The following is a 26,792-nucleotide window of genomic DNA, read 5'->3' as shown; positions in this document are numbered from 1 at the left end:
TCTAGTATATAGTAGTCGAATAGTTTACGCAATAGAATTTATTGCAATACTTCTTCAACTTCTGGTTCGACAACTGGCTGCCAATCTTCTCCGAAAATCGAACGCTCTAGTAATTCTGCGATATCGTATGTGCTCACCTTATCTTCCACTTCGATTGCTTTCGTACCATCGGACAACATCGTCAGACAATATGGGCAACCAGAAGAGATAATGCCAGGACTTACTTCCATCGCTTGTTCCGTTCTTGCAACGTTTACACGTTGACCTACATCTTCTTCCATCCACATCATTCCGCCACCTGCACCACAACACATACCTTCTTCACGATTGCGTTTCATCTCGACAAGGTTTACGCCCGGTATCGATTTAAGTATTTCACGTGGTGGATCATAGACATCGTTGTAGCGTCCGAGGTAACACGAATCATGGAACGTAATCGTTTCATTGATTTCATGGACTGGTTTCAAGATTCCTTTTTGAACGAGGTCGTAAAGCATTTCAGTATGGTGAATGACCTCTGCCTTAAAGCCAAAGTCTGGGTATTCGTTTTTGAAAATATTATACGCATGCGGGTCAACTGTCACAATTTTTGTCACGCCAGCTTTTTCAAACTCCGCTATATTGCCCTCACAAAGTTCTTGGAACAGAAACTCGTTCCCTAAACGACGAGGCGTATCTCCCGAGTTTTTCTCTTTGTTTCCAAGAATTGCGAACTTAATGTCCGCCACGTTCATCAGATGGACAAAGGATTCCATAATTTTTTGTGAACGGCTGTCGAATGCACCCATCGATCCAACCCATAATAGGTATTCGAATTCTTCACCTGACTTTTTCATTTCTTTTACGGTTGGTACATGAAGATCTGGACGTGCATCTCTCCATTTTTCTTTCTCTTTACGGTTTAGACCCCATGGATTACCTTGACGCTCGATGTTTGTCATCGCACGTTGTGCATCTGGATCCATTTTTCCTTCAACCATGACGAGATGACGACGAAGGTCGATAATTTTGTCAACGTGTTCGTTCATAACTGGACATTGGTCTTCACAGTTACGGCACGTCGTACAAGCCCAAATTTCCTCTTCCGTAATTACATCGCCGATTAGTGATGGATTGTAAATATCATCCATCGTAGCGCCTTCTAAACCTGCGGCAAATGCAATCTGATTTCCTTGAGTATTGTTAAATGCCATTGCCGGAACCCATGGCTTTTGCTTTGTAACGAGAGCACCTGTATTTGTTAAGTTATCACGTAATTTAGTAATCAAATCCATTGGTGATAACATTTTTCCTGTTCCAGATGCGGGACACATATTTGTACAGCGACCACATTCCACGCACGCGTAGAAGTCAATCATCTGTAGTTGTGTAAAATCGGTAATCTTACCTACCCCAAGTGCGGGCATATCTTCTTCACTTTCAGCTGTTTCCATCGCTTCAAAGTCAACCGGTTTCAACCTACCTGCATTATCTAGGCGGTGGAAGTAAACGTTTACCGGCCCTGCGATTAAGTGCGCATGTTTAGATTGCGGCACGTAAACAAGGAATGTCAATAAGATTAATAGATGAATCCACCAAGCAATGAAAAAGACTACTGCAGCGCCTGTTTCTGGAAGGATACTGAAAATCGTAGCAATCGTCGACGCAACTGGCTCCGTCCAAGACGTTGAATGTCCTTGCCAAATGATATTCATACCGTTCGCAAGTAATGTCGAAAGCATAAGTCCACCGATAAAAATAAGGACAAGCCCGGATTTCCATCCGCGTTTCAACCTTACAAGTTTCTCAACATAACGACGGTGGAATGCCCACGCGACTGCAACGAGAATTGTAAGTGCGACAATTTCTTGAAAAAATGTAAACGCTCCGTACACTGGGCCAAATGGGAAATGTGATCCCGGCTTAAGCCCTTTCCAAATTAAGTCGATTGCTCCAAATTGGACAAGAAGAAAACCGTAGAAAAACAACACATGGATTATTCCACTTTTCTTGTCTTTTAATAGTTTCTTTTGTCCAAAGACATATATCCATATTTTTTGAAGCCGTTCTTTAACGTTATGGTCAAACTCTTCTTTTCTTCCGAGTCGAATAAACTGAGTGCGTGTTTTTATTAAATGTGTAAATAATGCAAGTGCGTATGCCACTACTCCGAGAAATAGTATCCAGTTGGCAATTAGAAATAAGTTCATTTACTCTCTCCCTTTCTATTTTTCAAACCTTATGAATAGTGTAATAGATAATTACTCTTCTGTCGATACTCTGTATCTCATTGTAATTTATGAGTGAGCATTCAGTCAACTGATATTTCAAAATATATATATATTGATATTAAAGCGACCCTCTGTCCCGCTTTCGCTTTTTTGGGTGGAGATTTTGATTGATTAAGAGGACATTAACGCGAATTGGGCTGACATTCCGACTAAAAGCGATGAGTTCCAACCAAAGGTGTCTGAATTCCAACGTCGAGGGCGTGAATTCCGACCAAGGCCTTTCGAACTCTAACGTGGCGGGCTTCCGGCTTCCCCGACGTGAAACGTATACAATGGACAATCCCTCGTCCAAAACATAAAAAAGTTGTTCGACATAAGCCTTTATGTCAAACAACCCTTTTCTGCTTAGATTTTTCACTTTTTCTTTTTTTCATCTGTTCGGAACACTTTTGCACTTCTTACATATTCGTTATCCGGAATATTCACACGCGAATTGGCAATACGTGCTGCGACGAAAAAGTAATCGGAAAGTCGGTTCAAGTAGCGTCCTACGATTGGCGATACATCTTCTTCCTCTTTCATAAGCGTCACCGTTTGGCGTTCTGCACGCCGAGTGATCGTTCTTGCGATGTGAAGCGTCGCCGCCGCGGGAGATCCGCCTGGTAAAATAAACTTCTCAAGTGGCGGCGCTTCTTCCATCAACTTATCAATGCGCTGTTCCAACACGTCAATCGGTTCTTCCGACAATTTATAATGGCGCTCTTTCATAACGTTTGCGAGGTCTCCGCCACCATCAAATAATTCATTTTGAATAGCTTCCAAGTCCACCAGCAAATCTGCGAATACTTCTTTGTCTAACTCCGTCATCGCTTTTCCGACAAATGAATTGAGTTCGTCTAGCGTGCCATACGCTTCTACGCGTAAATGGTCTTTATCAACTCGACCGCCTATTAAACTTGTTTTCCCTTTATCCCCTGTTTTCGTATAAATTTTCATGAACTTTCTCCCCTTTTAATGTTTTTTGCGATGCCATACCAAATTCTTGTCACTTCATCCGCTTCCGCAAATAACCGCTGATATATTCGGCCGCATGTATCACGCAAACTTCGTTGCGCTGCATTCATAGGCACGATTCCACGTCCAATATCTGTCAATATAAATATCGTATTACGTGTTTCTACAATTTCCATTACTTTTGTAACAGCTTCCGCTTCAGATAACGTTGTATTCTCAAGCCACTTTTCAAGTCCCGCAATGACTACTAGTCCACTGCCTTCGGTTGGAAGTTCGCCTTCAACCCAAAGGACGTCTTGTGCATTTTTTTCACGTAAGTTATTTCTTACGTATTCTCGTTTTCCATTCGATGCGCCACCGATATAGACGTGCATGGTTCCCCCTCCTCAAATGCTTTCAAGTTTTCCCATTCAAGCCGGCATTTTGTACCGTGCGGAACTTTCCACGACCAAAAGTCTACTAACTCCTTGGAGAACTTTGTCAGCAAGACTCGAATCGGTCCACCATGCGTTATGACAACCGAACCATTCGGTAAAGATTTTAGTGCAGCAAGTACACGCTTTTCAACTTCAGCCAAACTTTCTCCATTATGTGGAGGGTTTATATACGGATCTTCTAGCCACTTTCGATAGCCCATATTCTTTTCTAGATTGTTGTATGTTTTCCCTTCAAACACGCCGAAATTGCATTCACGCCATCTGCTATCTGCCACAAATTCCGCATGCGGGAAATAAATCGCAGCACTTTGCTTGGAACGAAGTAAATCACTTCCACGAATGATTGGAGGAAGATTTGGTAACTCCCAACTTTGTTCTGCTGTTTCCAAAATCGGTTCGTCTGTCCAACCAATATACTTCTTTTCCTGATTACCCGCAGTTGGCAAATGGCGCATCAGATGAATAATAAAAGGACGATCCATAACAATACTTCCACTCCTTCAATAAACGTGCCCGACAAATCGCCCGTCACTCCCCCAAAATGTTTCACTGACCAGCTTTTGAATATCCAAACCGAAACGGCAAGTACGATGAATAAAACAATTGGAACAACTACAGTTTCTAATACAATTGCCATGCTACCTAAAAAAAGTAAGCCCGCAATTATAGATATAGTAACGACTACTTGTTGGTTCAACTTCTCTTTAAAGAAATGTGCAAGTCCTTTATCTTTGGCAGATTTGACTGTTGTAAAATAAATATTGAGTCCAATCCGGCTTAAAAACGGCACGGCAATGAAAATGAGTAACATATCCATTCCCCGTAAAAAGAGTTCATTAAACAAAGCTATTCTCAGCACGATTAAAAATACTAATGCCATTGTTCCAAATGCGCCGAGACGAGGATCCCCTAATATTTCGTGTCGCTTTTCTTGGTCTTTATATGAAAAAAACGCATCCCCTGTATCGGCCCAGCCGTCAAGATGTAAACCGCCGGTGAGCACGACACCAGTAAGCGTTACGAGGACTGCTGCTAGAAATGTTCCAGTCATTCCAACGTCAAGTAGTAAATAAGCCATACCGTACATAGACAATCCGATTGCCGCGCCGACGAACGGTAGCGCTACATACATTGCAGTTACTTCTTTTCGCCCGAGAGGTAATTCTTTTGTAACAGGAAACGCCGTAAAAAACTGGATGGCCAGTAAAATACCGTTCATTGCACGGCCTCCGAATCGTTTAGAATACGTTTTACAAGCGGCCAGTTTAAATGAGCTTTCACATGCGCCGCCCATGCATCGTACACATCAATCCCTTTAGGTGCCTGACTTACTGGCCGATCCGCATCTTCTTCTTCAATTCCGTGATTGCTTTTATACGGAATGACGGCAACGACTGGAATTTTCGTATACGTTTCGATAAAATCGATTCCTTCTTGAAATAAGGAAACGTCTCCGTGGAATTTGTTAATAACAATTCCTTTCACACGCGCTCGGTGTTCTGGCTTCAGAAGTTGAAGCGTGCCGACAATTGCCGCAATCGCACCGCCCCGGTCAATGTCCGCGACCAAGATCGCCGGAACGTCTGCAATTTCTGCAACACGAAAGTTAACAATTTCCCGATCGTTCAAATTCATTTCCGTCGGACTTCCGGCACCTTCGATAATGACCGTATCGTAGTTTCTCGATAGGTTTACAAGTGACGTTCGGATCGCTTCAATACCTCGGTCGTAGTAGTCTTTTCTGTAGGCCATTCCATCCAATGTTTCTGTTTTCTCTCCAAAGAAGAAAACGTCTGACTTCATGCCAGGGACAGGCTTCAATAATATTGGATTCATGTATATTGAAGGATTTGTTCTTGCTGCTTCTGCTTGGATAAATTGTGCCCGGCTTATCACTTCCCCGTCCTTAGTAATTGTCGAATACCTAGACATATTTTGCGACTTAAATGGCGCTACACGTATGCCTTCATCGGATAGTATTCGGCAAAGTGCCGTACAGATCATCGTTTTTCCGGAATCAGATGCGGTTCCTACTACAATTAATCCATTCACTGGGCATCCCCCTGTTTCCAAAAAGTCGCTATTCCGTAATCCATTTCAATCGCTGTATTCGACTTTTCTACTAGTTTTGTATGAATGCGACCGAGGATTTGACTATACAATCTAACTTTCTCGTAATGGGATGGTAGTTCGTCAAACAATTCATTGGAAACAATCACTAAATGTGTGGCAATTGTTAGCAATTCTTCAATTGTTTCGTACAGTCGCGACTCCGTTTTTTCTATAGCTGTCATGGCCGTTTTTTCATCGTTATACAATTCATGTGCAAGCCATGTCGTCACACAATCCCAAAGGACAAAGTCACCTTGTTTGATAAAAGGAATAACTTCTTCCAAGTTCATTGGTTGTTCGATTGTTGTCCAATTAAATTCCGAACGGTCGTGGCGGTGTCTTTGGATACGATCGGACATTTCCGAATCGGTCGCAGAACCGGAAGCAATATAGATGAGTCGCCCTTTGTTTTGGGTCACAAGTAATTGCTCTGCATATGCGCTTTTTCCACTTCGTACACCGCCACTTATGAACGTTAGTTTTCCGCGAACCATTGCACCAGCCCCTTTTCAAGTTCAGCCATCATTGCCCGATTTTTCATGCCTACTCTAAACCAACGCCCATCCATTCCACTGAAGTTTTCTGTGTGTCTGAGAACGATTCCACGCATTAACAGGTCTTTGTACAACTTACTAGCATCCCGGCCTACATCCAGTTTGAATGAAATAAAGTTGACGACCGAATCCGTTACCGTGCACCCATTGCTTGTTAAAAATGCAGCTAACTTTTCACGTTCCTGTACGCTGTGACGAATTGCTTGCTCTCTATAGCTCTTTTCACGCAAACAAATCAATCCAATCTGCGCCGCCACACCGTTGACGTTCCAATGTGGTGCAAGTACTTTGATGCCTGAAATGACCGTTTTGCTCGCTACGACATAACCGAGCCGTATTCCAGGGATGGCGTACATTTTCGTCATCGAGCGGACTACTAAGACATTTGGATACGTGGCTATTTCTCGGATGAATGAAAGCGATTCATCGACAAAATCGATAAAGGCCTCGTCTAGCAACACTTCACAGTGAACTTCCATGCCGTGTTGAATGATTTTTAATACATCCGCTCGTTCAGGCATTATGCCCGTTGGATTATTCGGCGTGCACAAATAAAGAACAGAAGCTGACTGCATTGCAGTCATTATTTCATTGATTGGCAATGTAAAGCCGGTCACCTCTTCGGAAAAAATGCGAACGAGTTCCACATTTTTTGCTTGGAGCGTCGCTTCGTACTCTGAAAATGTTGGATGAACGATAATCGCCCGTTTCCCTCGGTAACGTTCTGCGACGAGTGCAAGTAATTCTGCCGCTCCATTTCCGGCGAATACATTCTCTTTTTCTACGCCGTGAAATTTTGCTGCCGCCGAGACAAATGGTTCCCCTTCCGGATCTGGATAGACGTTGAGTTTTTCTACTAAATCTCCCCATATCTTCAGAACCGTTTCTGGAGGTCCCGCTGGATTGACATTCTCACTGAAATCCAACAGACGCGCGGGTTGTTCCATTTCTAGTTGTGCATAAACATGTTGTGGGTTCGCCCCGTGTTTAGGCAATTCCATAAAGCCCTACCCCCAATACGGTCATCATCAGCCAAAATATAAACGATACGACGTGCATCTCAGTAATGACCGATTTAATATGTTTCATCGTAGGTGGACTGTTTTGCGGGCCGATTTCAAGCCTTTTCGAAACGATGCCGCGATATGTACTTTTTCCACCTAATGTAATTCCAAGTTGCCAAGCAGTTGCCGCTTCCAAAAAACCGCTATTCGGACTTGCATGGCGTCTGGCGTCCCGACTCCACTGCGAAAACCGTTTCCACAAAGAAAGCTTGCCTGTATTTGGTGTATATAAAATAATTAACAGGCCCGTTATTCGCGCGGGAATGAAATTCAGGGCATCATCCGCCCGTGCAGAAAACTTTCCAAATTTCTCGTAACGTTCATCTTTATAGCCAATCATTGAATCGAGCGTGTTCACCGCTTTATACAACCACAAACCAGGAGCCCCTAGGAGAAAGGTCCAAAAAAGTGGCGATGTCACACCGTCTGCCGTATTTTCTGAAACAGTTTCAATTGCACCACGCGCAATTTCACTTTCATTTAGGTTGTCGGTATCACGGCCTACAATCCAAGATAACTTTGCACGTGCTTCCGTGAGGTCACCTTCTGCAAGCGGTCGATACACTTCTAGTGCCGCATCACGCAAGCTTTTTTGGGCAAGCCCAATCGCAATTAACAAACTTTCAAAGGCAATGCCGACGACAATATGTAGCTTATACGTGAATCCGACAATCGCAAACACAAGAACAAAAACGAGGCTTGTTGTAGTAAAAAGAATGACGGCCCCTTTGAATGTGCGAAATCTTCCTTTATTTAAACGGGTTGTCAGCTTGGCAATAAATGTACCTAACCAACGAACGGGATGTGGCCATTTCGGTGGGTCCCCGATCATTCGGTCAAGTAGAAAACCTATCGCAATGGCGATGAAATGGGCAGGTATCATGACGTCCAACCTTTTGCTTTTTTATACGCACGAAGCGCTCGAACAGTGCACTCATAGACACCATGACCAACTAGTTTGCCAAGTTCCGTGATTGGACCCGCATATGGCAGATATTCGCCGTATTGAGTGGCCGCGACAAGTAAACTATCTGTTGATGTGCCTGTAGCAATTGTGCCCGTCAGCGGATCTTTTACTTCTTCTGTTTGCAGTGCTTTTGTTTTCGCTTCCGTTGCTGTAATCATCGCTTGGATAAACGCTTCGTCCGGCAGTTGTCCATTGACAATGACCCACGTATTAATGGTGCCGACTTTATGTTCTCGGTCGCGGGTAAGCGCTTCGGACACATCGACAGCATTGCCAACACCAGCAGTCACTGCGATAACGACCGAACCAAAGTCTCCTTTGTATTCTTCAACTTCCGCATGCTCCGTCGTGACCGCAGTCATCATGCCGACGGTTTCGGATGTGTTGAAACCTTGTTGTTCGAGATAAGAAGCCATTTCAAGTTGGACATCATCGCAATGGTAATCCGCATCGACATGTCGATTGATGAATACCCGGTACCAACCCATTCCGGGGTTATGTACGGCGGATGAAATCGTTTTAAGCGGACCTTTTGCGCAAAGCGACACATAATTGGACGACACGGAAAAATCATCTTTTGTCACGACAAAAGATGGATTTTCTCCATTCGTATCCGGCAAAAGCGTAATTTGCGGTTTAGGCAATTCTGGATGAGGCTGTGTTTTCACGCGCGCTTCATACACGTGTTGGATTGCTTTTTCTTTGACAACTTCCCGCGGCATTCCGATTTTGGCGATCTGCCCATTTTCCATCAATAACAGGCGGTCGCAATATAAAGAAGCTAAGTTAATATCATGAAAGACAGATATCACCGTGAGTCCTTTTTCGACCGCTTGTTTTCGAATCGTATCTAGTAGCTGTTGCTGATGGGCAATGTCTAGATGGTTTGTAGGTTCATCCAACAGTAAAATAGGGGCAACTTGTGCAAGTGCTTGCGCAACAAAAACGCGTTGCTGTTCGCCACCTGAAAGCAATTCGATCGACTGATTTTCGTAGCGAGTCACCGCTGTACTTTCCATCGCCTCGGTAACAGCACGCTCATCTTCTACCGACCACGAGGAAAAAATCCCCGACTGGTACGGATATCTACCGAGCTCTACTGTTTCACGTACTGTATGCGAAAAAGCATGTGCATGGAGTTGGGGCAGTACGGCGACTTTTCTGGCAAACTCTTTTTGAGAATAGGCCGATGAAACTTTTCCGTCAATCGTGACCGTTCCTTGTTGTGCGGGAAGAATACCTGAAATCACTTTTAGAAGGGTCGATTTTCCGCTTCCGTTCGGGCCAAGTATGCCAAGAATTTCTCCTTTTCCTACAGTGAATGAAACAGATTTAACGACAGGTTCCTTGCCGTATCCGCCTGATATATTTTCAACTTGCAACATATTACATTGCCCCCTTTCTTCGTTGTCTATAGAAGATATATGCAAAAACAGGTGCCCCGATAAACGCCGTTATCACACCGACTGGAAGTTCTGTCGGTGAAATAATTGTGCGCGCAACAAGGTCGCAAATAATGAGTAATGTTGCACCATTCATAAACGACAACGTCAATAGATGGCGATGATCTGATCCCCACAAAAGGCGCGTCATATGCGGCACGACAAGTCCTACAAATCCGATTGTCCCTGAAACAGCAACAGCTGAACCAGTTAACACAGAACCACCAATTAAAATCATAAATTTGCGACGTCTGACATTTACACCTAAATGATGGGCGCGTTCTTCGCCAAACAGCATCGCGTTCAATTCCCTTCGACTAAACCAAAGCATAAATGAACCAATAATAACAAACGGCAAAATCATTGTAATATAGTTCCAACCCCGCATCGAAACACTGCCAAGAAGCCAACCAATAATTTGCCTCAGTTCTTCCCCGGTAAGCGCAATCATTAGCGATAGAACCGAACCAAGAAAGGATCCGAAAATAATTCCCGTAAGAATGATTGTCTCCATTTTCATCGCCTTATCGACAAGGCGTGCAAAACCTAGAACGAGAAACATCGTAAGCGCCGCACCAATCATACTGAATACGGGAAGCGTATATATGCCTAGAATCGGAATCGATAGTCCAAAAAAGAGTGTCATCACAGCACCTACAGAGGCGCCGGATGACACTCCGAGGGTGTATGGATCAGCAAGCGGGTTCTTCAAAAGACCTTGAAATGCAGCTCCTGAAATCGCAAGTGATGCCCCGACAAGCCCTGCAAGTACAACCCGTGGCATACGTATTTTCCATAAAATATTCGTAGCAATCGGATCCGCTCCTGCATTCCAAAACGTACTTATCGGTATTTTCACAGTCCCGATAGATACACCTAGCCACACCGCCACAACGAGTGTTACGGCAGATACTAAGTAGGCAACGCTTGATTTACTCACTAAAAACTTCTGGATAAATTGCTTTTGCAATTGCTTCCAGTCCTTCTGCAAGACGTGGACCTGTACGACTCGTTATGTTTTCTTGAACTTGGATCACTGCTTTTTCTTTGATTGCTGTAATTGTATCGAATCCTTCACGTGCATAAACGTCTTCGACTGCTGTTTCAATGTAGTCATACATAACAATAATAACATCCGGGTTTTTGCTAATAATGGCTTCCGGATCTATCATGAACCAACCTTCTTCAGTTGCGACGTTGTCCGCACCAACCATGTCAAACATTTCTTGCATGAATGTATCTTTACCCGCCGTGTAAATTTCAGGGGCTGGTGATGTTTCTACGAATACTGTTTTTTTGTTCTCGACTGTAGCTACTTTTGTAAGAACTTCTTCCACTTTTTCTTTCATTTCCGCAATTATTTTCTCGGCTTCTTCTGTTTTGCCTGTTAATTTACCAACTTCTTCAATTGTAGTGTACGTTTCATCGAAGTTCGTTGCATTTTTCACGATGAATACAGGAATTCCAGCCGCACGAATTTGCTCGTAACCCGCTTCACCTGTACTTAATCCTGATTCGTGACCAAAGACGATATCTGGATTCATCGCTACGATTTTTTCAACGTTAAATTCCATTCCACCGATTTTCTCTTTTTCTAATGCTTCTGCTGGATAATCATCATAGTCGTTCACCCCGATAATTTCATCTGAAAGACCAAGTTCAAATAAAATTTCCGTATTGCTTGGCGTCATTGAAACGATTGTTGCTGGCGCTGTTTCTAATGTAATTTCATTGCCAACGGAATCGGTCACTGTTACCGGAGATGCAGACTCAACAACATCCTCTTTCTTAACATCTTCTTTTGGCGTGTCATCAATTTTTGGCGTGTCTGGTGTTGCCGTTCCTCCACATGCAGCTAACATAAATACTGCTACTATGGATAATAACCATAACTTCCATATCTTCTTCATATTGTTCTCCCCCTATTTTATCGAAACAAAAAATCCTCCGTAAGTCGTGCACGAAGGATGAGTTCAAGTAAAAATCTGGACGCGGAAAAGCGCTGATCTTCACCAAACCTATCCTCGCAGGTTGACGGGTGATTCCATAAAGGCAGGTCTCCTGGCTTGTGATCTTAGCTTGTCGCGTCTTCCCGAACATTATTACTTGTCCAGTGACATAGGTGCGACTTGCTTACACTTACAGTGGCGGGACCGCGTCGGCATTCAACCGACTTCCCTTTTAACCCCTACCGTGAAGGCGGGGGAACCTTTATGTTTTCGTATGTAATTTGTATTCATCTAATAGTATACTACATATTTTACTTGTGTCGAGTAGTGACGAATATCATTGAAAATAACTTTTGACGCATTAAAAAAACCGCTACACCGAAGCGTAGCGGAAAAGAAAATCACATTTTTTCTGGTGCAGATACACCGAGTAAATTTAAAGCGTTCGCAATCGTTGTGCGCGCTGCTGTTATTAAAGCTAGACGAGCAACGGATAGCTCTACATTGTCTGCATCCAACACTTTGTCCGCATTATAAAATGAGTGAAATGTTGCTGCGAGTTCTTGGATATAAGTTGCAACGCGGTACGGTGAACGTGCACGTGCAGCGTCTGCGACAACACCCGGGAAATCCCCAATTTTCTTCAACAAGTCGATTTCTTTTTCCGATGTCAATAAAGCCGCGCCATCTGCACTAGCAGTCATTTTCATCTCTTCAGCTTGACGAAGAATCGATGAAATTCGAGCATGTGCATATTGTGCGTAATAGACAGGGTTTTCATTGGAATGCGAAACGGCTAAATCGAGATCGAAATCCATTTGTGCATCGCCGGAACGCATAACAAAGAAATAACGAACTGCGTCAAGACCAACTTCTTCAACGAGTTCACGTAACGTAACCGCCTTACCTGTACGTTTACTCATCATCATGCGTTCGCCGTCTTTAAATAAGTGGACCATTTGCGCAACGATTACTTCAAGCGTATCTTTTTCGTAGCCAAGTGCTTCGATAGCCGCTTTCATACGCGGAATATATCCGTGGTGATCGGCTCCCCAAATATTAATAAGCGTATCGAATCCACGCTGAATTTTATCTTCGTGGTAAGCAATATCGGGTAAAATATACGTGAACGAACCGTCTTTTTTAATTAACACACGGTCTTTGTCGTCTCCGAATGTCGTTGAACGGAACCATGTTGCGCCTTCATCTTCAAAAACATGACCGTTTGCACGTAGTTTTTCCATGGCATTTTCGATTTTTCCGCTACCATATAAACTGGTCTCTGAAAACCAGCTGTCGAATGGAACACGGAAATCTTCTAGGTCTTGTTTTAATTTTGCAAGTTCATATTTCAAACCATATTCACGGAAAAACTTGAAACGTTCTTCAGCAGATACTTCTTTATATTTGTCCCCAAACTCTTCAACAAGACGCTTCCCAAGTTCAATAATATCTTGCCCTTGATAGCCGTCTTCCGGGATTTCCCATTCTTCTCCAAGCGCTTGGAAATACCGCGCTTCAACCGATTTTGCAAGATTGTCGATTTGGTTGCCCGCATCATTTATATAATACTCGCGTTCCACGTTGTATCCAGCCATATCAAGTACGTTGCACAGTGAATCCCCAACAGATGCACCGCGTGCATGGCCAAGATGGAGGTCACCCGTTGGATTCGCGGATACGAATTCAACTTGGATTTTTTCTCCCGCGCCTGCGTTTGACTTACCGTAATCAACGCCTTGCTCAAGTACTGTTTTCACAACTTCTTGTAAATAATCTTTTTTCAAAGTGATATTGATAAATCCAGGGCCTGCGACGTCGATTCCTTCGATAGACGCACTTTCTTTATCGATGTTGTCTAAAATAGCTTCAGCAATTACACGCGGTGGTTTTTTCGCCAATTTTGTTAGTTGCATGGCGATGTTTGTCGCGTAATCCCCGTTCTCTTTACTTCTTGGTGTTTCTAATATGACATCTGGCATATCCGTTTCTTCTATAAGTCCGGCTTTAATCACCGCGTTATGTAGTGCCAATTTAACTTTTCGTTGCATTTGTTCAACTGCGTTCATGAGGTTCCCTCCGTATATGTAATTGTCAATTCATAATTTCCTAGTACCGATTCTTCAGCCCAAAGCGAATACATCACGCTAAACGTTCCACTAAAGGTATTCTCGTTTTCTTCAAATATAAGACGTTCTGTCTGTACGACTAACCCGAAAGTTGCGGGTCCATTTCCGTAAGTCCCTTGGCGTTCTTCTTCCACATTAAATGGAAGACGCATATCCACGGCACCTTTACGCATAATAAGGGCATCGTTGGCACCCATTTTTATCATTGTTTGAATTCGTTTGCCGTCGTGGTCTTCTTCATATTTTAAATAGGACCTGCCAGCTTTGACGATGCATTGCCCCGTTGCCTTCAGTTCATGGGTCTCCGTTTCCTGCCCAGGATGCCGGATAGTTGAATTAAGTAAGACATGCACATTCCGCGATTCCATTCGTTCACCGCCTCTTAGATGAAAACATCTTTCTATTATATCCTTTTTACACGTCACTTTTCAATTAAGCAGGCCATTTACATGAAAAAATGATCAGATATCCGTTTAATGTTGCAACTTGGGTCGCATACTACATAAAAGTGCACGGATCGGAGGGTCATTATGCAACGGACAAAGTTTTTGAAAAAGAAAAAAAGAAAAATTTTATTGCGCCGGTTTTTATTGCTAACCCTTACAACGCTTACAGCTGCGTTTACTGTATTTATTTCACTTAAAATATATGCACAAATTACGGGTGCTCCTTCACTTAGCGTTCCAAAAGGTTCCGTTTTTCTCGATAAAGACGGGAAACAAATCGGGGATCACTTTTCCGAGGAACGAAGATACTGGGTAAGTCTCGATGACATGTCACCCTTTCTTATCGACGCAGTTATCGCAACAGAGGACAGGAAATTTTATAAGCATAACGGATTTGATTATAAGCGAATTGCGGGAGCTGTTTTGAAAGATGTAAAATCGATGCGGAAAGTGGAAGGCGCAAGTACGATTACACAGCAGTATGCACGAAATCTTTATTTGACACATACGAAATCATGGAAGCGGAAAATTAATGAAGCCCTTATTGCCTATCGGATGGAACGTTTTTATGAAAAAGATGCTATTTTGGAAGGTTATTTAAATACCGTTTATTTTGGGCACGGAATGTATGGCGTGGAAGCTGCGAGTAAGTTTTATTTTGGAAAGTCGGCGATTGACTTGACTCTTGAAGAGGCCGCGGTCATTACCGCGATTGCAAAAGGACCTTCAAGGTATTCACCTGTTGATAATCCAGAAAGATCTACGGAAAGAAAATTACTCGTGCTATCTCTTATGAAAGCCCAAGATTATGTAACCGCAGCCCAGGCAGAACGCGCAGGCGATGTGCCGATTGTTTTAAAAAATGAGGAGTGGACCCATTCAAAACGAAGTGCACCTTATTTTCTAGATGAAGTATGGAAAGAAGCAGAAAAAGTGCTGACGAAGAAAGGTCGTTCCCCTGCAGAAGGTGGCTGGACAATTCAGACGACACTTAACAAACACCATCAAGTAACCGCTGAAGAAATGGTTAAAAAGTGGATGCCTAATAGTGGATTGCAAGTTGCATTTATGTCCGTTGAACCGGGTACCGGTGCTGTTACATCACTTGTCGGTGGAGTTGATTATGCAGAAAGTCCATTTAACCGGGCAACTCAGGCAAAAAGGCAACCTGGTTCCGCGTTAAAGCCTATCTTATATGCCGCTGCGTTGGAAAATGGATATAATCCGCTTACGTTTTTATCGACTGAAAAAACGATTTTTACTTATGATGACGGAAAATCCTCATATGAGCCGAAAAATGTCAATGGGAAGTTCGCGGATCACCCAATTTCACTTGCGCAAGCACTCGCCATTTCGGATAATATTTTCGCAGTAAAAACGCTTGAAGAAGTCGGTTATAAAAATTATAGAAATATGGTGGAACGTCTCGGTATCCATGCATCGCTTCCGGAATCCCCGGCTGTTGCTCTTGGTGCAGTAGATGTCACTCTTTTCGATATGACCGGCGCATTTAACAAATTCGCATCAGATGGAGTGAATGTTCAACCGACGACGATCCTTTCCATAATGGATTCTTCGGGAAAGACCGTGTATGAACATCCGACCAAAGAAAACAAGCAAGCTATTTCAAAACAAGATGCTTTTATTCTGACGCATCTTATGACTGGGATGTTTGATCCAGTTTTCAATGATTATTCTTCCGCAACGGGTCTTTCCATGCGTCAAAAACAAACGAGACCGTATGCAGCCAAATCGGGAACGACCGATTCAGATCACTACTTAATTGGATATACTCCAACTCTTACCGCCGGGATTTGGACTGGATTTGATGTTGGTAAGCAGTTAACCGACCCACAGGATTTAGCGCCGTCCAAAAAAATATGGATTGATTTTATGGAAACTGTCCACCGTGGCACGAAACCCCAGCCGTTCATACCACCCGATGGAATTAGCGGGGTAGTTGTCGATGTTGAAACGGGAGGCCTTGCCGTGGATGATTGTGAAAAACAGCGCCTGATGTACGTAAAGGAAAAGGACATGCCACAAAAACTATGTACAGACAAGTCGTTACAAGAACTACGGTCAAGCGATAAAAAGAAAAGTAAACTGTTCGACCTGTTCCCATTTTCATTTTTCGAATAAAGATATTCCTTCGAACACGCTTCGACCACCGCAAAGCGCCAAGACATAGTATTGTCAATAATTGTTTGCCATCAAAAAAGCTTTCTTCTCCCAATTTAAGTTTGGGGGAAGAAAGCTTTTTTACCAGTCCAACGTTCTTTTGCGTTTAGAATGCCATGCTTGGGTTTGTCTGGAATTCTAAATGCAGTGAGTGCATTATTCCGGTTGTCCTAGCTTACGTTCGCAAGCTATGACTTCAGTGTACTGCGTTTCAAGCCGACATTCAACCGTCTGAACAGAAGTATGCGAAATTTGTCATACTTTGTTCACATTACTCGTTATTCTCTACCAAGGCCGCTGCGTAATTCCGGCTTACTGCGATCCCATAATTCCTTATTATGACCCTTTAAAAATTCGGCAAGAATGCCTTTTGACTTATCATCCATCTCGTCAATCATTATATGGCGTTTCATCGATTTATCCATTTTGTTCATATGTTCAATAAAGTTTTTATAGCCCCGTCTTTTTTCCCGATTGACAACCATTTCACAAGCCGTAACACCTGCATAATATGGACCGTCTTCTTTATAGTCAATTGTCACCCAAACGAGCCAGTACGGTTTTCCACCCGCCGATTCCTCACGATCAAGCAGAAACTTGATACCACGCTCTAGTGGACTTCTCGCATGCATCGCACCAATTTCAATCGTCGCAACGCCTTCTTCTACATCAATAATTACAGGTGAGACGTTTTCTAGTGACAATGATCCAATGCCAAATCCTTTATGCCCATCTGTTGGATCGTCCTTTATAATTGTAAAGCCCAATTTTGTTTTTGGTTTTTCTTCATTAGCCATTTCTTTGTCCCCTCCAAATCTGATATTATATTCAGTATACTGGATATACCTAGGAAGGGGGAAGAAGAATGCCAATTGTAACGGTAAAAATGATTGAAGGACGTACAGATGAACAGAAACGTGCCCTTTGTGAACGTGTCACAGAAGCTGTCGTAGAGACAACAGGCGCACCTGCCGAAGCCGTTTCTATCATTATTGAAGAAATGTCAAAAAATCACTACTCCATCGCCGGAAAACGTAAAAGCGACGAATAAGAAAAAGCGTAAGCGCCTGTAATATCTACCAAGGCACTTACGCTTTTCTACTGTCTAGGCTCCAGCGCCCAGCTCGCTGTGGAAAAGACAAACTCCCCAAAAGTCAAAAAACGACTTCTGTGGAGTTTCCTATTTCCTTCGCGAACTACACGGGCGCTTACGCTTTTCTTAATTAACGGAGTATTTTTGTATTTCTTCAATAAACGCAAAAGCTGAATCCATCTCTTCTTCGGAAAAGTTTAATTTATTTTTCACGATATGAACTTTGGCAATTTGCTCTTGTTTTTCAAGTTGGTCGAAATAGAGAAGCGTTGACACGAGTTCTAGAAATCGCGAACTTTTCTCTTTCATCAAATCAATACAACCGTTTAGATTTTCGTGTGCACAAGCGGCCGTTTCAATAAAACGTTCCCCTTCGCTTGTCACATTATAACTATATTGAACGTACGAACCTTTGTCCGAGTAGTCTTCAAACAGAAATCCCATTTCGCATAACTCTTCAATCCGCAGCGTTAATTCTTCCGAATAAGGTCCGTACATATGAAACTCATATTTTTCTGCGAAAGAAAAATTCATTTTTTTTGCAATATAAATCATTTTCTGCAACTTTTTTCTTCCGTTCACTTCATTCGCTATTGAAATGAACTGAACGATTTTTGCATGTTCCCGCAACAAGGCGTCCACCCTTTCCTATCCTTTTAACATGTGTAGAATTTTACTATACAGAGGGTTGGCCTCTTTTCCGGCCTCCAACAAATCTTCTGGAAAATACACTTTGTGATCTGTACGCCGCTTCCCCGAAATGGCATCTACAATATCCGATGAACGCGATAGTTCGCTTAACTCGCCATTTGGCATTTTCAAAAAAATCGGAAGTCGTTCATTTTCTTCACCTTGTCTGTAGAAATCATAAGGCAAATCCGACGATGAATCCGTAACAAGGTAATACTCAGGATCCAAACCAGCTTCTTGAAATAGTTTTCCGAGTTCAAAAACTTTTTTATATTCTGTCGCGGGATCAAATTCAGCGTACTGAAACAGCCTTCTGTTGATAAACCGCGAACTGAGATCCGCTAAAATGGGATCTTTTTCTTTCATCCACATCTGAAAATACGTCGTTACGACACCTTCGTCGAGCGCGATATAGTCTTCCAATAAAAACGTTCCGTCAAAAAACGAACCAAAATGAGTAGGTTCTTGTTTAAATACATACCCGTTTTCATTCAAATATTTCGCACGATGCAAAACTTTCGTCAAAATAACTTCCGCACTGCGTGACACCGGATGGAAATAGACTTGCCAATACATTTGGTAACGACTCATTATATAATCTTCTACTGCATGCATTCCACTATAAGTGATGACGGCTTGCTCTTCTTCAGGTCGCATGACACGCAAAATTCTTTCCATATCAAAATGGCCATAGGATACACCAGTAAAGTAAGCATCCCGTTGTAAATAATCCATTCGGTCCGCGTCGATTTGGCTCGATATCAAACTAACGACAAGTTTATCTGGATAAGTTTTTCCAATAACATCTGCTACTTTTTGTGGAAAGTCCGGTGATACCCGACTTAAGACTTTATGTACTTCTGTATCTCCAAGTAAAATGGCTTGCGTAAAATCTTCATGATCAAGATTAAAAACATTTTCAAATGCGTGAGAAAATGGACCGTGCCCTAAATCGTGTAGCAGTGCAGCACAAAGTGCCACAAGTCGCTCATCGTTGTTCCACTCGGGGCTTCCCTGGAAGCCGTCATCTATAATTCGTCGAACGATTTCATACACGCCAAGTGAATGATGGAATCTGCTATGCTCTGCTCCATGAAATACAAGATAAGTCGTTCCGAGCTGTCTTATACGTCGAAGCCGTTGGAATTCACTTGTACCGATCACATCCCAAATGACTTTGTCGCGCACGTGGATGTACCTATGCACTGGATCTTTAAATACTTTCTCTTCGCTTAACTTTTCATTTTTATAGCTCATTTGCGCACCCCCATTCATTCTTTAATCTATTGTACTTGAAAAATAAAGCAACCGAAAGGCAGGTAAAAAGCTCTTAACATGAAAATATATACGAGTTTACCTTTATCTTAATGAATAAAGATAGCATTCCATGTCCACACTGACCGTAGTACTAAACTATGAACATGGCAGGGGGCAGAACGATGGTGAAAGTTAGACAGGATGCTTGGATGGAAGAAAACGATACGTTACTGGCTGAAACGGTGCTAAGACATGTACGTGAAGGAAGCACACAACTAAGTGCATTTGAAGAGGTCGGAGATGCACTAAACAGAACAGCCGCTGCTTGCGGATTTAGGTGGAATGCCGTTGTAAGACGGGAATATGAAACAGAGCTTGAAGATGCAAAGAAAGAACGCAAACAAGCAATTCGTGTGCTCGGTAAGGATTTCAAACGACGTGGTAGTCAATTGTATACTCCCTCGTCGCAAAGTAATGAGTCCGATAACAAAGTGTCAGTTCCGTTATCGGCGCTATCACTCGATACGGTTATCGCTTATCTCGTTCGTTTGCATCATACAGGAGCTGGTGATAGTGAATCCCTACGTTGGAGACAGACAGCGAAAGTTGCAAACGAAAACATTACCAAGTTAGAAAAAGAAATTGAAAAACTTCAAAATGAAAACGACACGCTTCGCACCGATTACGAACAGTTCGTACAAATCATGAACCGCGCACGTCGCCTCGTTACCCTTACGGATGAGGAAGATCGCACGGCACCTATTTTCACAATGGAGAAGAATGGAAACCTCGTATCAAAAGAACCGCCAATCAGTCACTGATTGGCGGTTTTTTTATTTGCTCAACAACATCTTTTTATTTCGTTCGACGACCCGGTGTAAATAAAAAGAATACAATTCGATTTCTTCCGGTTGAAAGCCACCGATGAAAACTTCTTCAGCAAGCGTCGGAAGCAATGTTTGAATCCGCCCTACGACGTCACTTACTGTAAGTGGCATTTCCAATAGTTCGGCAAGCGATGCCATCACTTCCGGGTGAATGTCGGGATAATCGAATTTTGTTTCTTCACCTTGCAATCCAATTTCATACACATCACGAATGAGCTCTGCTCGCTTTGCACCGCTTCCTTCAACACAAAGATACACTTGGACTGCAATCCCTTGACGTAATCTGCGCTGCGAAATGCCCGCAAATTTCCGACCGTCAATACTAAGGTCATAGGAACCTGGACAATAAGATCCTACGATTTCATATGCCTCAATCCGGTCACCCGCTTCTGGAAACAACATCCGAACGAAAGCAAGCATAACTTCATAGCCTGTCGGAATATCAATCGCTGTATCTTTTTCCGACAAGACGATTGAAATATTCAGTACGCCTTCATCAAGGGCAACCGCAAGTCCCCCAGAGTTTCGGACGATTGGTTTGTACCCGGTGTCCTCAATCATCGGAATGACTTCAGATATATACGGCAGCCGATGATCTTGAATACCAAGAACAACCGTACTGTCGTGAACCCATGTGCGAATTGTAGGCAGGCTCATACCTTGTCCGACAAGTTGGCAAAATGTATCGTCTGCCGCAAACGATTCAAGTGCAGAACGTTTGCGTGCACTTATCGATTCATCCACAAATCGCCACTTCGGGATGCGTAAAAGTGATTCATATAATGACATAATTAACTTCTCCCGATCATAGACTTTGGGCTGCGGTTATAAGGCTAAGCTTGTAGACGTCGTCCGCTGAACAACCGCGTGACAAATCATTTACCGGCGCATTCAATCCTTGTAGAATTGGACCAATCGCCTCATAGCCGCCGAGCCGTTCTGTTAATTTGTAACCAATATTCCCCGCTTCCAAAGATGGAAATACAAATACGTTTGCATCGCCTTGAATGGTGGAATCAGGTGCTTTTTTCACAGCAATTTCTGGAACATATGCCGCGTCAAACTGAAATTCACCGTCAATTAACAATTCCGGTGCAAGCAATTGTGCTGCTTTCACAGCTTCCGCTACTTTTATCGTTTCTTCGGTCACCGCAGATCCTTTTGTCGAAAACGACAGCATTGCAACACGTGGATGCATGCCAAATGCCTGCGCTGTTTTGGAGCTTTCAATTGCGATTTCTGCAAGTTCTTTTGAAGTAGGCGCAACTGTAATTGCACAGTCCGCAAAGACAAGTTTTTCATTGCCTTTCATCATTATGAACGCACCACTTGTTTTTGAAACGCCCGGCTTTGTTCGAATAATTTGAAGGGCGGGACGTACCGTGTCTGCAGTTGAATGTACCGCACCGCTAACAAGCCCATCTACCCGTCCCGTGTAAACAAGCATCGTGCCGAAATAATTGACGTTTTGCAGCAATTCCCGTGCTTGCTCGAGCGTCGCCTTCCCTTTCCGTCTTTCAACAAAAACTTCTACCAATTCTTCGAAATAGGAAACTTCGGCTGGGTCAATAATCGAGATTCCCGAAACGTCGATAGTTGCTTCTTCCGCCGTTTTCTCCACTTCGCTAACGTTTCCAAGTAAAACTGGCGTTACAATTCCTTCATTTTGAAGTAGTGATGCTGCATGTAAAATGCGTACATCGTTCCCTTCTGGCAATACAATTGTTTTTTTAGTCCCTTTTAATTGTGTACGTATTTCACTAAAAAAAGTAGTCATTTTCGTCCCCTTCTCACTTTATTTTCTGTTTTTATCATACACCAACGGTACCTGTCTGGAAAGTCGCCCGCATCTTGTCAATTTCATGACAACGCCGCATATTTGAGTCGTTTTTGGTCGGGCTATGCTAAACTTATAATGAATAAAAAACAATTCGAAGGAGTGTCATATAAATTGAACGAAGCAGCAATTACACTCGATGGTTGGTACGCGTTACACGATTTACGCTCAATGGACTGGACATCTTGGAAAATGGTTTCCAAAGAAGAACGCCAGGCCGCAGTTGATGAATTTCTAGTGTATCTCGAAAAGCTCCAAAAAGCTGACGATGAAAAAACTGGAAGTCATGCATTCTATACAATTGTTGGGCAAAAAGCCGATTTCATGCTGATGACTATGCGTCCTACAATGGACGAATTGCAAGAACTCGAAGCTGAATTTAACAAACTCGCAATCGCAGATTTCACAATTCCATCGTATTCATATGTTTCAATCGTTGAGTTGTCAAACTACTTAGCGGGCGAATCTACTGAAGATCCATACCAAAACCCATACGTGCGCGGACGTCTGTATCCAGAACTTCCACGTCAACAGTATATTTGTTTCTACCCAATGAACAAAAAACGCGAAGGCGAGGACAACTGGTTCATGCTTGATATGGACAAGCGAAAAGCATTGATGCGTGACCACGGTTTAATCGGACGTAGCTATGCTGGTAAAGTGAAACAAATCATCACGGGTTCTGTCGGTTTCGACGACTACGAATGGGGCGTTACGTTATTCTCCGAGGATGCCCTTCAGTTCAAAAAACTGATTTATGAAATGCGTTTTGATGAAGTAAGTGCACGCTACGCTGAATTCGGTTCGTTCTTTGTCGGCACACTTTTAGATGGCGACAAAAAAGCTGCATTCTTTAATTTGTAATTACTATTCGGAAGCTGCGATCCATTGCAGCTTCTTTTTTGTCATTAACGATTCATACACCGCATATGTTTTACATGAGGAGGTTGTTCTTTGGCAGTGATTGCGTACAATGAGGCCGAAGTCGAATTACTTGCCCGGTTAATGCGTGCGGAAGCGGAAGGTGATGGCCTTGAAGGTATGCTCATGGTTGGCAACGTTGGTGTGAACCGTGTGCTTGGGGATTGCCTAGATTTTCCCGATATTCGCACCTTAGAACAGATGGTATTCCAGCGACCTGGAGGCTTTGAAGCAACAACTAAAGGGTACTTCTACCAACGCGCACGCCCAGAAGATATACAACTCGCCAGACGCGTCATTGCGGGCGAACGTTTTCATCCTGCTAGTCGTGCCCTTTGGTTTTTCATGCCTACAGGTCAGTGCCCAGCACAGTGGTATGGCCAATGGAACACCGGTAGGTATAAGTCACACTGTTTTTTTGCTCCACTCGTAAGTGACTGTCCATCAGTTTAACTTAATTTAGCGGGGGTTTAAACCCCAACTAAATTAAGTTAAAGCCTTCGGCAGATGCGGCAGATTTATTCCAACAATGAAAGGATGACTGAATGGTCCAATATTATTGGAACCCCAATTTCCAACAGCCGAATTTCCAACAGCCAAATAGTCAACAGCCTATACCTATGCCAACTCAAGGAACAACGCCAAGTGGAAGACCCGTTCTACCGATTGGAGAAACATCATACATCGAGAATATATTACGGTTAAATATAGGCGAACCCGGAATTTTCCACTTTTCATTTACACATACAGTTGGAGAAGCCCTGAATGTGAGAAATATCACGGGTTCTGTAGAAGAGGCCGGCCGTGATCATGTGATTGTAAAAGAAGAGGCGACAGGTCACCAATTCCTTTTCCCAATGATTTATTTTGATTATGCCGAGTTTTTAGGCCAAGTGAACTACTTTCCACAAAATATGCAACAACGTCAAATATAAAAAATCTTCCGCCTGCCAATTACGGCTTGCGGAAGATTTTTTAATTTGTAAATTTAGTAGCTGCCACGATGAGCAGTATCCAACCAATGATGAATGCAACGCCGCCAATTGGCGTAATTGCACCAAGCACTCCAATGCCCGTAAGGCTAAGGACATACAAGCTTCCGGAGAAAATGATGATTCCCGCGAGAAGTAAATAACCCGCCCAGTTTAATTGAGTAATTGGTCCGAGAAGTGATGGACTCATTAATATTCCAATGGCAATTAAACCGATTGCGTGGAACATTTGATACTGAACGGCAGTTTCCCATATAGCTAAATACTTTTCAGATAGTTTTTCTTTCAATGCATGTGCACCGAATGCACCGAGCATTACAGCAATCGCGGCGTTTACTGCACCTGCGATAATAAAAAACGGCATGTCATTTCCTGCTTTCTTAATAAAATAATAGTTGTATTGTGGATATTTCAACCTCCGTTGAATGAAGTTGAACTAAATCAAAAGTCGAAAATCGAGCCGCCATTTGCGTCTTTTTCTTCAAGTGGCTTCGCATCCAATGAAGTGAATGACTGAACAACTGGATTTGTATGAAGCATCTCCGGAAAAGTATTTTCTTCCCGCTTCTCTTCCCCGCTTAGTGCGACTTCACAGAGCGACCTGACAGCTGACAATGCTTCACGCATCTTCCGTTCATCAGTTGCACTTCGAGCGACAGACAACTGACGCTCCATTTCTAAAATAATACGATTATATGGAATCACCGTTTCCCAACTCCTTCAATCATTAACATTTCATCACTACTATTTTACCACGTTTCTACACCAATCAATTAGTGATTCATCCCATGACTCCAATACCGCGTTCGTTTTCGAAAAAGGTCGACTTCCAAAAAATCCACGGCTTGCGCTAAGAGGACTTGGGTGGAAAGATTCGACAACTGCGTGCCGCGATAAATCGATTAATGTCCTCTTTTCCTGCGCTGGACGTCCCCATAAGATAAATACAATCGGTTTTTCCCGGTCCGATAACTTCCGAATCACTTCGTCCGTAAATGTTTCCCAACCTTGTCCGCGATGCGAATGGGCTTGTCCTTCCCTTACTGTTAGCACTGTATTTAACAGTAGCACACCTTGTTTCGCCCACCCCGTTAACGTACCATCTTCCGGAACGGCACAACCAATATCCGTGCTTAACTCCTTAAAGATATTACGCAAACTCGGTGGAATCTTCACGCCCGGTTTCACCGAAAAACTTAATCCGTGCGCTTGTCCTGGTCCATGATAAGGATCCTGTCCCAATATAACAACCGATACATCACTATACGGGGTTTCCTTAAAAGCAGTCCACAAATCATCCATCTGCGGATAAACAATTTCTTCTGCATATTCTTTCTTTAAAAATGCATGAAGTTTCATATAATAAGGTTTATTAAATTCGTCCTTAAGAATTCTATCCCAGTCATTCCCAAAAAACTTTCTCTCCATAGTTTATCAGTCCTTAAATTCGATTGTCACATCGTATCCAGCAAACGAAAACATTTCACGCAACGTCTTCTCTGCGTTCTTTTCAGCCATGACTAAGACACCTTGCCCAGTTGTTTCTTCTAATATAAGTTCCTTGGCCTCCGCGGCGAGCTCGTATGCTTCTTCAATATTAGCCGATTCACGAAAAATTCCTTCGTATGAGTACACTTCGACTTGATCAAAATAAACTTCCGCGCCCCCTAAAAACTTCGCAGGTGACAATATAAGCTTAGCCGTTTTCTTGTCATCATCTACAATGACATCTTTTTCAGTCAAACCCGATAAATCGACACCTGCTTTTACCGATCCCGGGATAACGACTAAAAGTTGGCGTTTTGTACCGGGAACGTTTAACCCAATGCTTTGCCCAAATAACGTATTATCTTGGCGTTCGATAATGACTTTTGTATAAGCCTCGGCAGTAGCCAGCTCGTTTAAGTCTTGAATTTGTTCAAGGAAAGCACTTTTTTGTTCTGTAAATGTACTTCCTTGTTTTAAATAATAAAATGCACCGACAGGCAATACAACAAATAGAAACAACATAGCGATTAGAATTGCTATAAATGTCTTTTTCCACAATGAAAAGAGGATTTTCCCCACGCGCCAAAAACTAGATGGCTGATCAGTAGTTTCTTCTACTGTTACCGCAGTTTCCGCTTCGCCAGCCTTCAACTCTTTTAAAAGTCGTTCGATTTCGTCCACTTTTTTCTTATCCGCCATATCGCCCCTCTTTTCTTCATAAGCCGTTCAACTCGTATACGCCTAACATTATACGAAACTTCCAGTATGAACAACAAGAAAGACGTGATACGATTGTATAAGGGGCGTGTCCAATGGCTGATATGCATTTGCAAGGAAAGATGAGAAAAGTGAAGGAAGCCGCAAAACAAGGCTCATATGTACCCGAGTCATCCAAAAGAATTGGACTCGTTATTTTTTTACTCTTTTTTGGAATTGGTATTCTCGTTCTTGCAGCTCTTGCTGTAACGTTCATTGTTATAAAATCCTTTATCGCAGCAATGATTACAGGGGTTATCACTTTATTTCTAATGTACTGTGTCTACAAAATCCTAACAACTGATGATATGCCAAGTTTGTAATTTTAGATTAGTTTGATAAGATGAATTAAGAGTTTATTCCACT

The 26,792-nt window shown here is 42.8% G+C and carries 30 protein-coding genes and 1 riboswitch; of the genes, 7 read left to right on the top strand and 23 right to left on the bottom strand.

Going from position 1 to position 26,792, the window contains the following annotated elements; genetic code table 11:
- Positions 1-38: 38 nt before the first annotated feature.
- From KSU66_RS03235 to KSU66_RS03170, 14 genes are all read right to left on the bottom strand, one after another.
- The gene (locus KSU66_RS03235) at positions 39-2,189 is read right to left on the bottom strand and encodes a (Fe-S)-binding protein (RefSeq protein WP_269049977.1); all 2,151 of its coding nucleotides are present in this window, start codon (positions 2,187-2,189) and stop codon (positions 39-41) included.
- A 435-nt stretch (positions 2,190-2,624) separates the two neighbouring features.
- Positions 2,625-3,206: a cob(I)yrinic acid a,c-diamide adenosyltransferase gene (locus KSU66_RS03230; RefSeq protein ID WP_269049976.1), complete on the bottom strand. Its 582-nt coding sequence runs from the start codon at positions 3,204-3,206 to the stop codon at positions 2,625-2,627.
- Positions 3,203-3,598 (bottom strand): bifunctional adenosylcobinamide kinase/adenosylcobinamide-phosphate guanylyltransferase, encoded by a 396-nt coding sequence (locus KSU66_RS03225; protein ID WP_269049975.1) that lies wholly within the window; start codon positions 3,596-3,598, stop codon positions 3,203-3,205. The genes KSU66_RS03230 and KSU66_RS03225 overlap by 4 nt, the downstream gene beginning before the upstream one ends.
- The gene (locus KSU66_RS03220) at positions 3,550-4,143 is read right to left on the bottom strand and encodes a histidine phosphatase family protein (protein ID WP_269049974.1); all 594 of its coding nucleotides are present in this window, start codon (positions 4,141-4,143) and stop codon (positions 3,550-3,552) included. Before KSU66_RS03220 ends, KSU66_RS03225 begins: the two co-directional genes overlap by 49 nt.
- Positions 4,116-4,880 (bottom strand): adenosylcobinamide-GDP ribazoletransferase, encoded by a 765-nt coding sequence (gene cobS / locus KSU66_RS03215; protein WP_269049973.1) that lies wholly within the window; start codon positions 4,878-4,880, stop codon positions 4,116-4,118. The genes KSU66_RS03220 and cobS overlap by 28 nt, the downstream gene beginning before the upstream one ends.
- Entirely contained in the window at positions 4,877-5,713 is an 837-nt protein-coding gene (locus KSU66_RS03210; RefSeq protein ID WP_269049972.1) for a cobyric acid synthase, read from the bottom strand. Before KSU66_RS03210 ends, cobS begins: the two co-directional genes overlap by 4 nt.
- Complete coding sequence (locus tag KSU66_RS03205) at positions 5,710-6,267, bottom strand: bifunctional adenosylcobinamide kinase/adenosylcobinamide-phosphate guanylyltransferase (protein WP_269049971.1); 558 nt, start codon at positions 6,265-6,267, stop codon at positions 5,710-5,712. Before KSU66_RS03205 ends, KSU66_RS03210 begins: the two co-directional genes overlap by 4 nt.
- On the bottom strand, positions 6,249-7,328 hold the full coding sequence (locus KSU66_RS03200) for a pyridoxal phosphate-dependent aminotransferase (protein WP_269049970.1): 1,080 nt from the start codon (positions 7,326-7,328) through the stop codon (positions 6,249-6,251). Before KSU66_RS03200 ends, KSU66_RS03205 begins: the two co-directional genes overlap by 19 nt.
- Complete coding sequence (cbiB, locus tag KSU66_RS03195) at positions 7,315-8,271, bottom strand: adenosylcobinamide-phosphate synthase CbiB (RefSeq protein ID WP_269050166.1); 957 nt, start codon at positions 8,269-8,271, stop codon at positions 7,315-7,317. The genes KSU66_RS03200 and cbiB overlap by 14 nt, the downstream gene beginning before the upstream one ends.
- On the bottom strand, positions 8,271-9,743 hold the full coding sequence (locus tag KSU66_RS03190; protein WP_269049969.1) for an adenosylcobinamide amidohydrolase: 1,473 nt from the start codon (positions 9,741-9,743) through the stop codon (positions 8,271-8,273). The genes cbiB and KSU66_RS03190 overlap by 1 nt, the downstream gene beginning before the upstream one ends.
- A gap of 1 nt (position 9,744) precedes the next feature.
- Positions 9,745-10,740 (bottom strand): FecCD family ABC transporter permease, encoded by a 996-nt coding sequence (locus KSU66_RS03185; protein WP_269049968.1) that lies wholly within the window; start codon positions 10,738-10,740, stop codon positions 9,745-9,747.
- A complete protein-coding gene (locus KSU66_RS03180) occupies positions 10,733-11,710 on the bottom strand; it encodes an ABC transporter substrate-binding protein (protein ID WP_269049967.1) in 978 nt (325 codons plus the stop codon). The genes KSU66_RS03185 and KSU66_RS03180 overlap by 8 nt, the downstream gene beginning before the upstream one ends.
- 124 nt (positions 11,711-11,834) lie before the next feature.
- Positions 11,835-12,028, bottom strand: a riboswitch (cobalamin riboswitch).
- A 122-nt stretch (positions 12,029-12,150) separates the two neighbouring features.
- Positions 12,151-13,818: an arginine--tRNA ligase gene (gene argS / locus KSU66_RS03175; RefSeq protein ID WP_269049966.1), complete on the bottom strand. Its 1,668-nt coding sequence runs from the start codon at positions 13,816-13,818 to the stop codon at positions 12,151-12,153.
- Positions 13,815-14,246 (bottom strand): DUF1934 domain-containing protein, encoded by a 432-nt coding sequence (locus KSU66_RS03170; RefSeq protein WP_269049965.1) that lies wholly within the window; start codon positions 14,244-14,246, stop codon positions 13,815-13,817. Before KSU66_RS03170 ends, argS begins: the two co-directional genes overlap by 4 nt.
- A 162-nt stretch (positions 14,247-14,408) precedes the next feature.
- Between KSU66_RS03170 and KSU66_RS03165 the strand changes: the two genes are divergently transcribed.
- Positions 14,409-16,466, top strand: a complete 2,058-nt coding sequence (locus tag KSU66_RS03165; protein WP_269049964.1) for a transglycosylase domain-containing protein — start codon at positions 14,409-14,411, stop codon at positions 16,464-16,466.
- Positions 16,467-16,783: 317 nt separating this feature from the next.
- On the opposite strand, the gene KSU66_RS03160 is transcribed toward KSU66_RS03165, so the two are convergent.
- Complete coding sequence (locus tag KSU66_RS03160; RefSeq protein WP_269049963.1) at positions 16,784-17,302, bottom strand: YwhD family protein; 519 nt, start codon at positions 17,300-17,302, stop codon at positions 16,784-16,786.
- Positions 17,303-17,370: 68 nt separating this feature from the next.
- On the opposite strand from KSU66_RS03160, the gene KSU66_RS03155 reads away from it, so the two are divergent.
- A complete protein-coding gene (locus KSU66_RS03155) occupies positions 17,371-17,556 on the top strand; it encodes a 2-hydroxymuconate tautomerase (protein WP_269049962.1) in 186 nt (61 codons plus the stop codon).
- Positions 17,557-17,724: 168 nt separating this feature from the next.
- On the opposite strand, the gene KSU66_RS03150 is transcribed toward KSU66_RS03155, so the two are convergent.
- A complete protein-coding gene (locus KSU66_RS03150; protein WP_269050165.1) occupies positions 17,725-18,231 on the bottom strand; it encodes a YwgA family protein in 507 nt (168 codons plus the stop codon).
- 15 nt (positions 18,232-18,246) lie between these two features.
- Positions 18,247-19,545 (bottom strand): HD domain-containing protein, encoded by a 1,299-nt coding sequence (locus KSU66_RS03145; RefSeq protein WP_269049961.1) that lies wholly within the window; start codon positions 19,543-19,545, stop codon positions 18,247-18,249.
- Between the two features lie 182 nt (positions 19,546-19,727).
- Between KSU66_RS03145 and KSU66_RS03140 the strand changes: the two genes are divergently transcribed.
- Positions 19,728-20,366, top strand: a complete 639-nt coding sequence (locus KSU66_RS03140; protein ID WP_269049960.1) for an RsfA family transcriptional regulator — start codon at positions 19,728-19,730, stop codon at positions 20,364-20,366.
- A gap of 12 nt (positions 20,367-20,378) precedes the next feature.
- Here KSU66_RS03140 and KSU66_RS03135 read toward each other — a convergent pair whose 3' ends face one another.
- Positions 20,379-21,221: a lipoate--protein ligase family protein gene (locus tag KSU66_RS03135; protein ID WP_269049959.1), complete on the bottom strand. Its 843-nt coding sequence runs from the start codon at positions 21,219-21,221 to the stop codon at positions 20,379-20,381.
- Between the two features lie 16 nt (positions 21,222-21,237).
- Positions 21,238-22,209 (bottom strand): phosphate acetyltransferase, encoded by a 972-nt coding sequence (pta, locus tag KSU66_RS03130; protein ID WP_269049958.1) that lies wholly within the window; start codon positions 22,207-22,209, stop codon positions 21,238-21,240.
- 174 nt (positions 22,210-22,383) lie between these two features.
- On the opposite strand from pta, the gene hemQ reads away from it, so the two are divergent.
- The 3 genes from hemQ to KSU66_RS03115 all read left to right on the top strand — a co-directional run bounded on the left by hemQ (position 22,384) and on the right by KSU66_RS03115 (position 24,125).
- The gene (gene hemQ / locus KSU66_RS03125) at positions 22,384-23,133 is read left to right on the top strand and encodes a hydrogen peroxide-dependent heme synthase (RefSeq protein ID WP_269050164.1); all 750 of its coding nucleotides are present in this window, start codon (positions 22,384-22,386) and stop codon (positions 23,131-23,133) included.
- Between the two features lie 90 nt (positions 23,134-23,223).
- Entirely contained in the window at positions 23,224-23,643 is a 420-nt protein-coding gene (locus KSU66_RS03120; RefSeq protein WP_269049957.1) for a cell wall hydrolase, read from the top strand.
- A 92-nt stretch (positions 23,644-23,735) separates the two neighbouring features.
- On the top strand, positions 23,736-24,125 hold the full coding sequence (locus KSU66_RS03115; protein WP_269049956.1) for a spore coat protein GerQ: 390 nt from the start codon (positions 23,736-23,738) through the stop codon (positions 24,123-24,125).
- 40 nt (positions 24,126-24,165) lie between these two features.
- Here KSU66_RS03115 and KSU66_RS03110 read toward each other — a convergent pair whose 3' ends face one another.
- The 4 genes from KSU66_RS03110 to KSU66_RS03095 all read right to left on the bottom strand — a co-directional run bounded on the left by KSU66_RS03110 (position 24,166) and on the right by KSU66_RS03095 (position 26,369).
- Positions 24,166-24,546, bottom strand: coding sequence for a DUF423 domain-containing protein (locus tag KSU66_RS03110; protein ID WP_269050163.1), 381 nt, complete (start codon positions 24,544-24,546; stop codon positions 24,166-24,168).
- 77 nt (positions 24,547-24,623) lie between these two features.
- Positions 24,624-24,887, bottom strand: a complete 264-nt coding sequence (locus KSU66_RS03105; protein WP_269049955.1) for a YwdI family protein — start codon at positions 24,885-24,887, stop codon at positions 24,624-24,626.
- Positions 24,888-24,926: 39 nt separating this feature from the next.
- Entirely contained in the window at positions 24,927-25,610 is a 684-nt protein-coding gene (locus tag KSU66_RS03100) for a uracil-DNA glycosylase (protein WP_269049954.1), read from the bottom strand.
- Positions 25,611-25,616: 6 nt separating this feature from the next.
- Positions 25,617-26,369, bottom strand: a complete 753-nt coding sequence (locus tag KSU66_RS03095) for a DUF4230 domain-containing protein (RefSeq protein WP_269049953.1) — start codon at positions 26,367-26,369, stop codon at positions 25,617-25,619.
- 113 nt (positions 26,370-26,482) lie between these two features.
- On the opposite strand from KSU66_RS03095, the gene KSU66_RS03090 reads away from it, so the two are divergent.
- The gene (locus KSU66_RS03090; protein ID WP_269049952.1) at positions 26,483-26,749 is read left to right on the top strand and encodes a hypothetical protein; all 267 of its coding nucleotides are present in this window, start codon (positions 26,483-26,485) and stop codon (positions 26,747-26,749) included.
- Positions 26,750-26,792 lie beyond the last annotated feature (43 nt).

It is taken from the genome of Sporosarcina sp. G11-34 (assembly GCF_026931025.1).
Note: the sequence above shows the minus strand (reverse complement) of the source record. Positions and strands in the feature narration are given on the sequence as shown.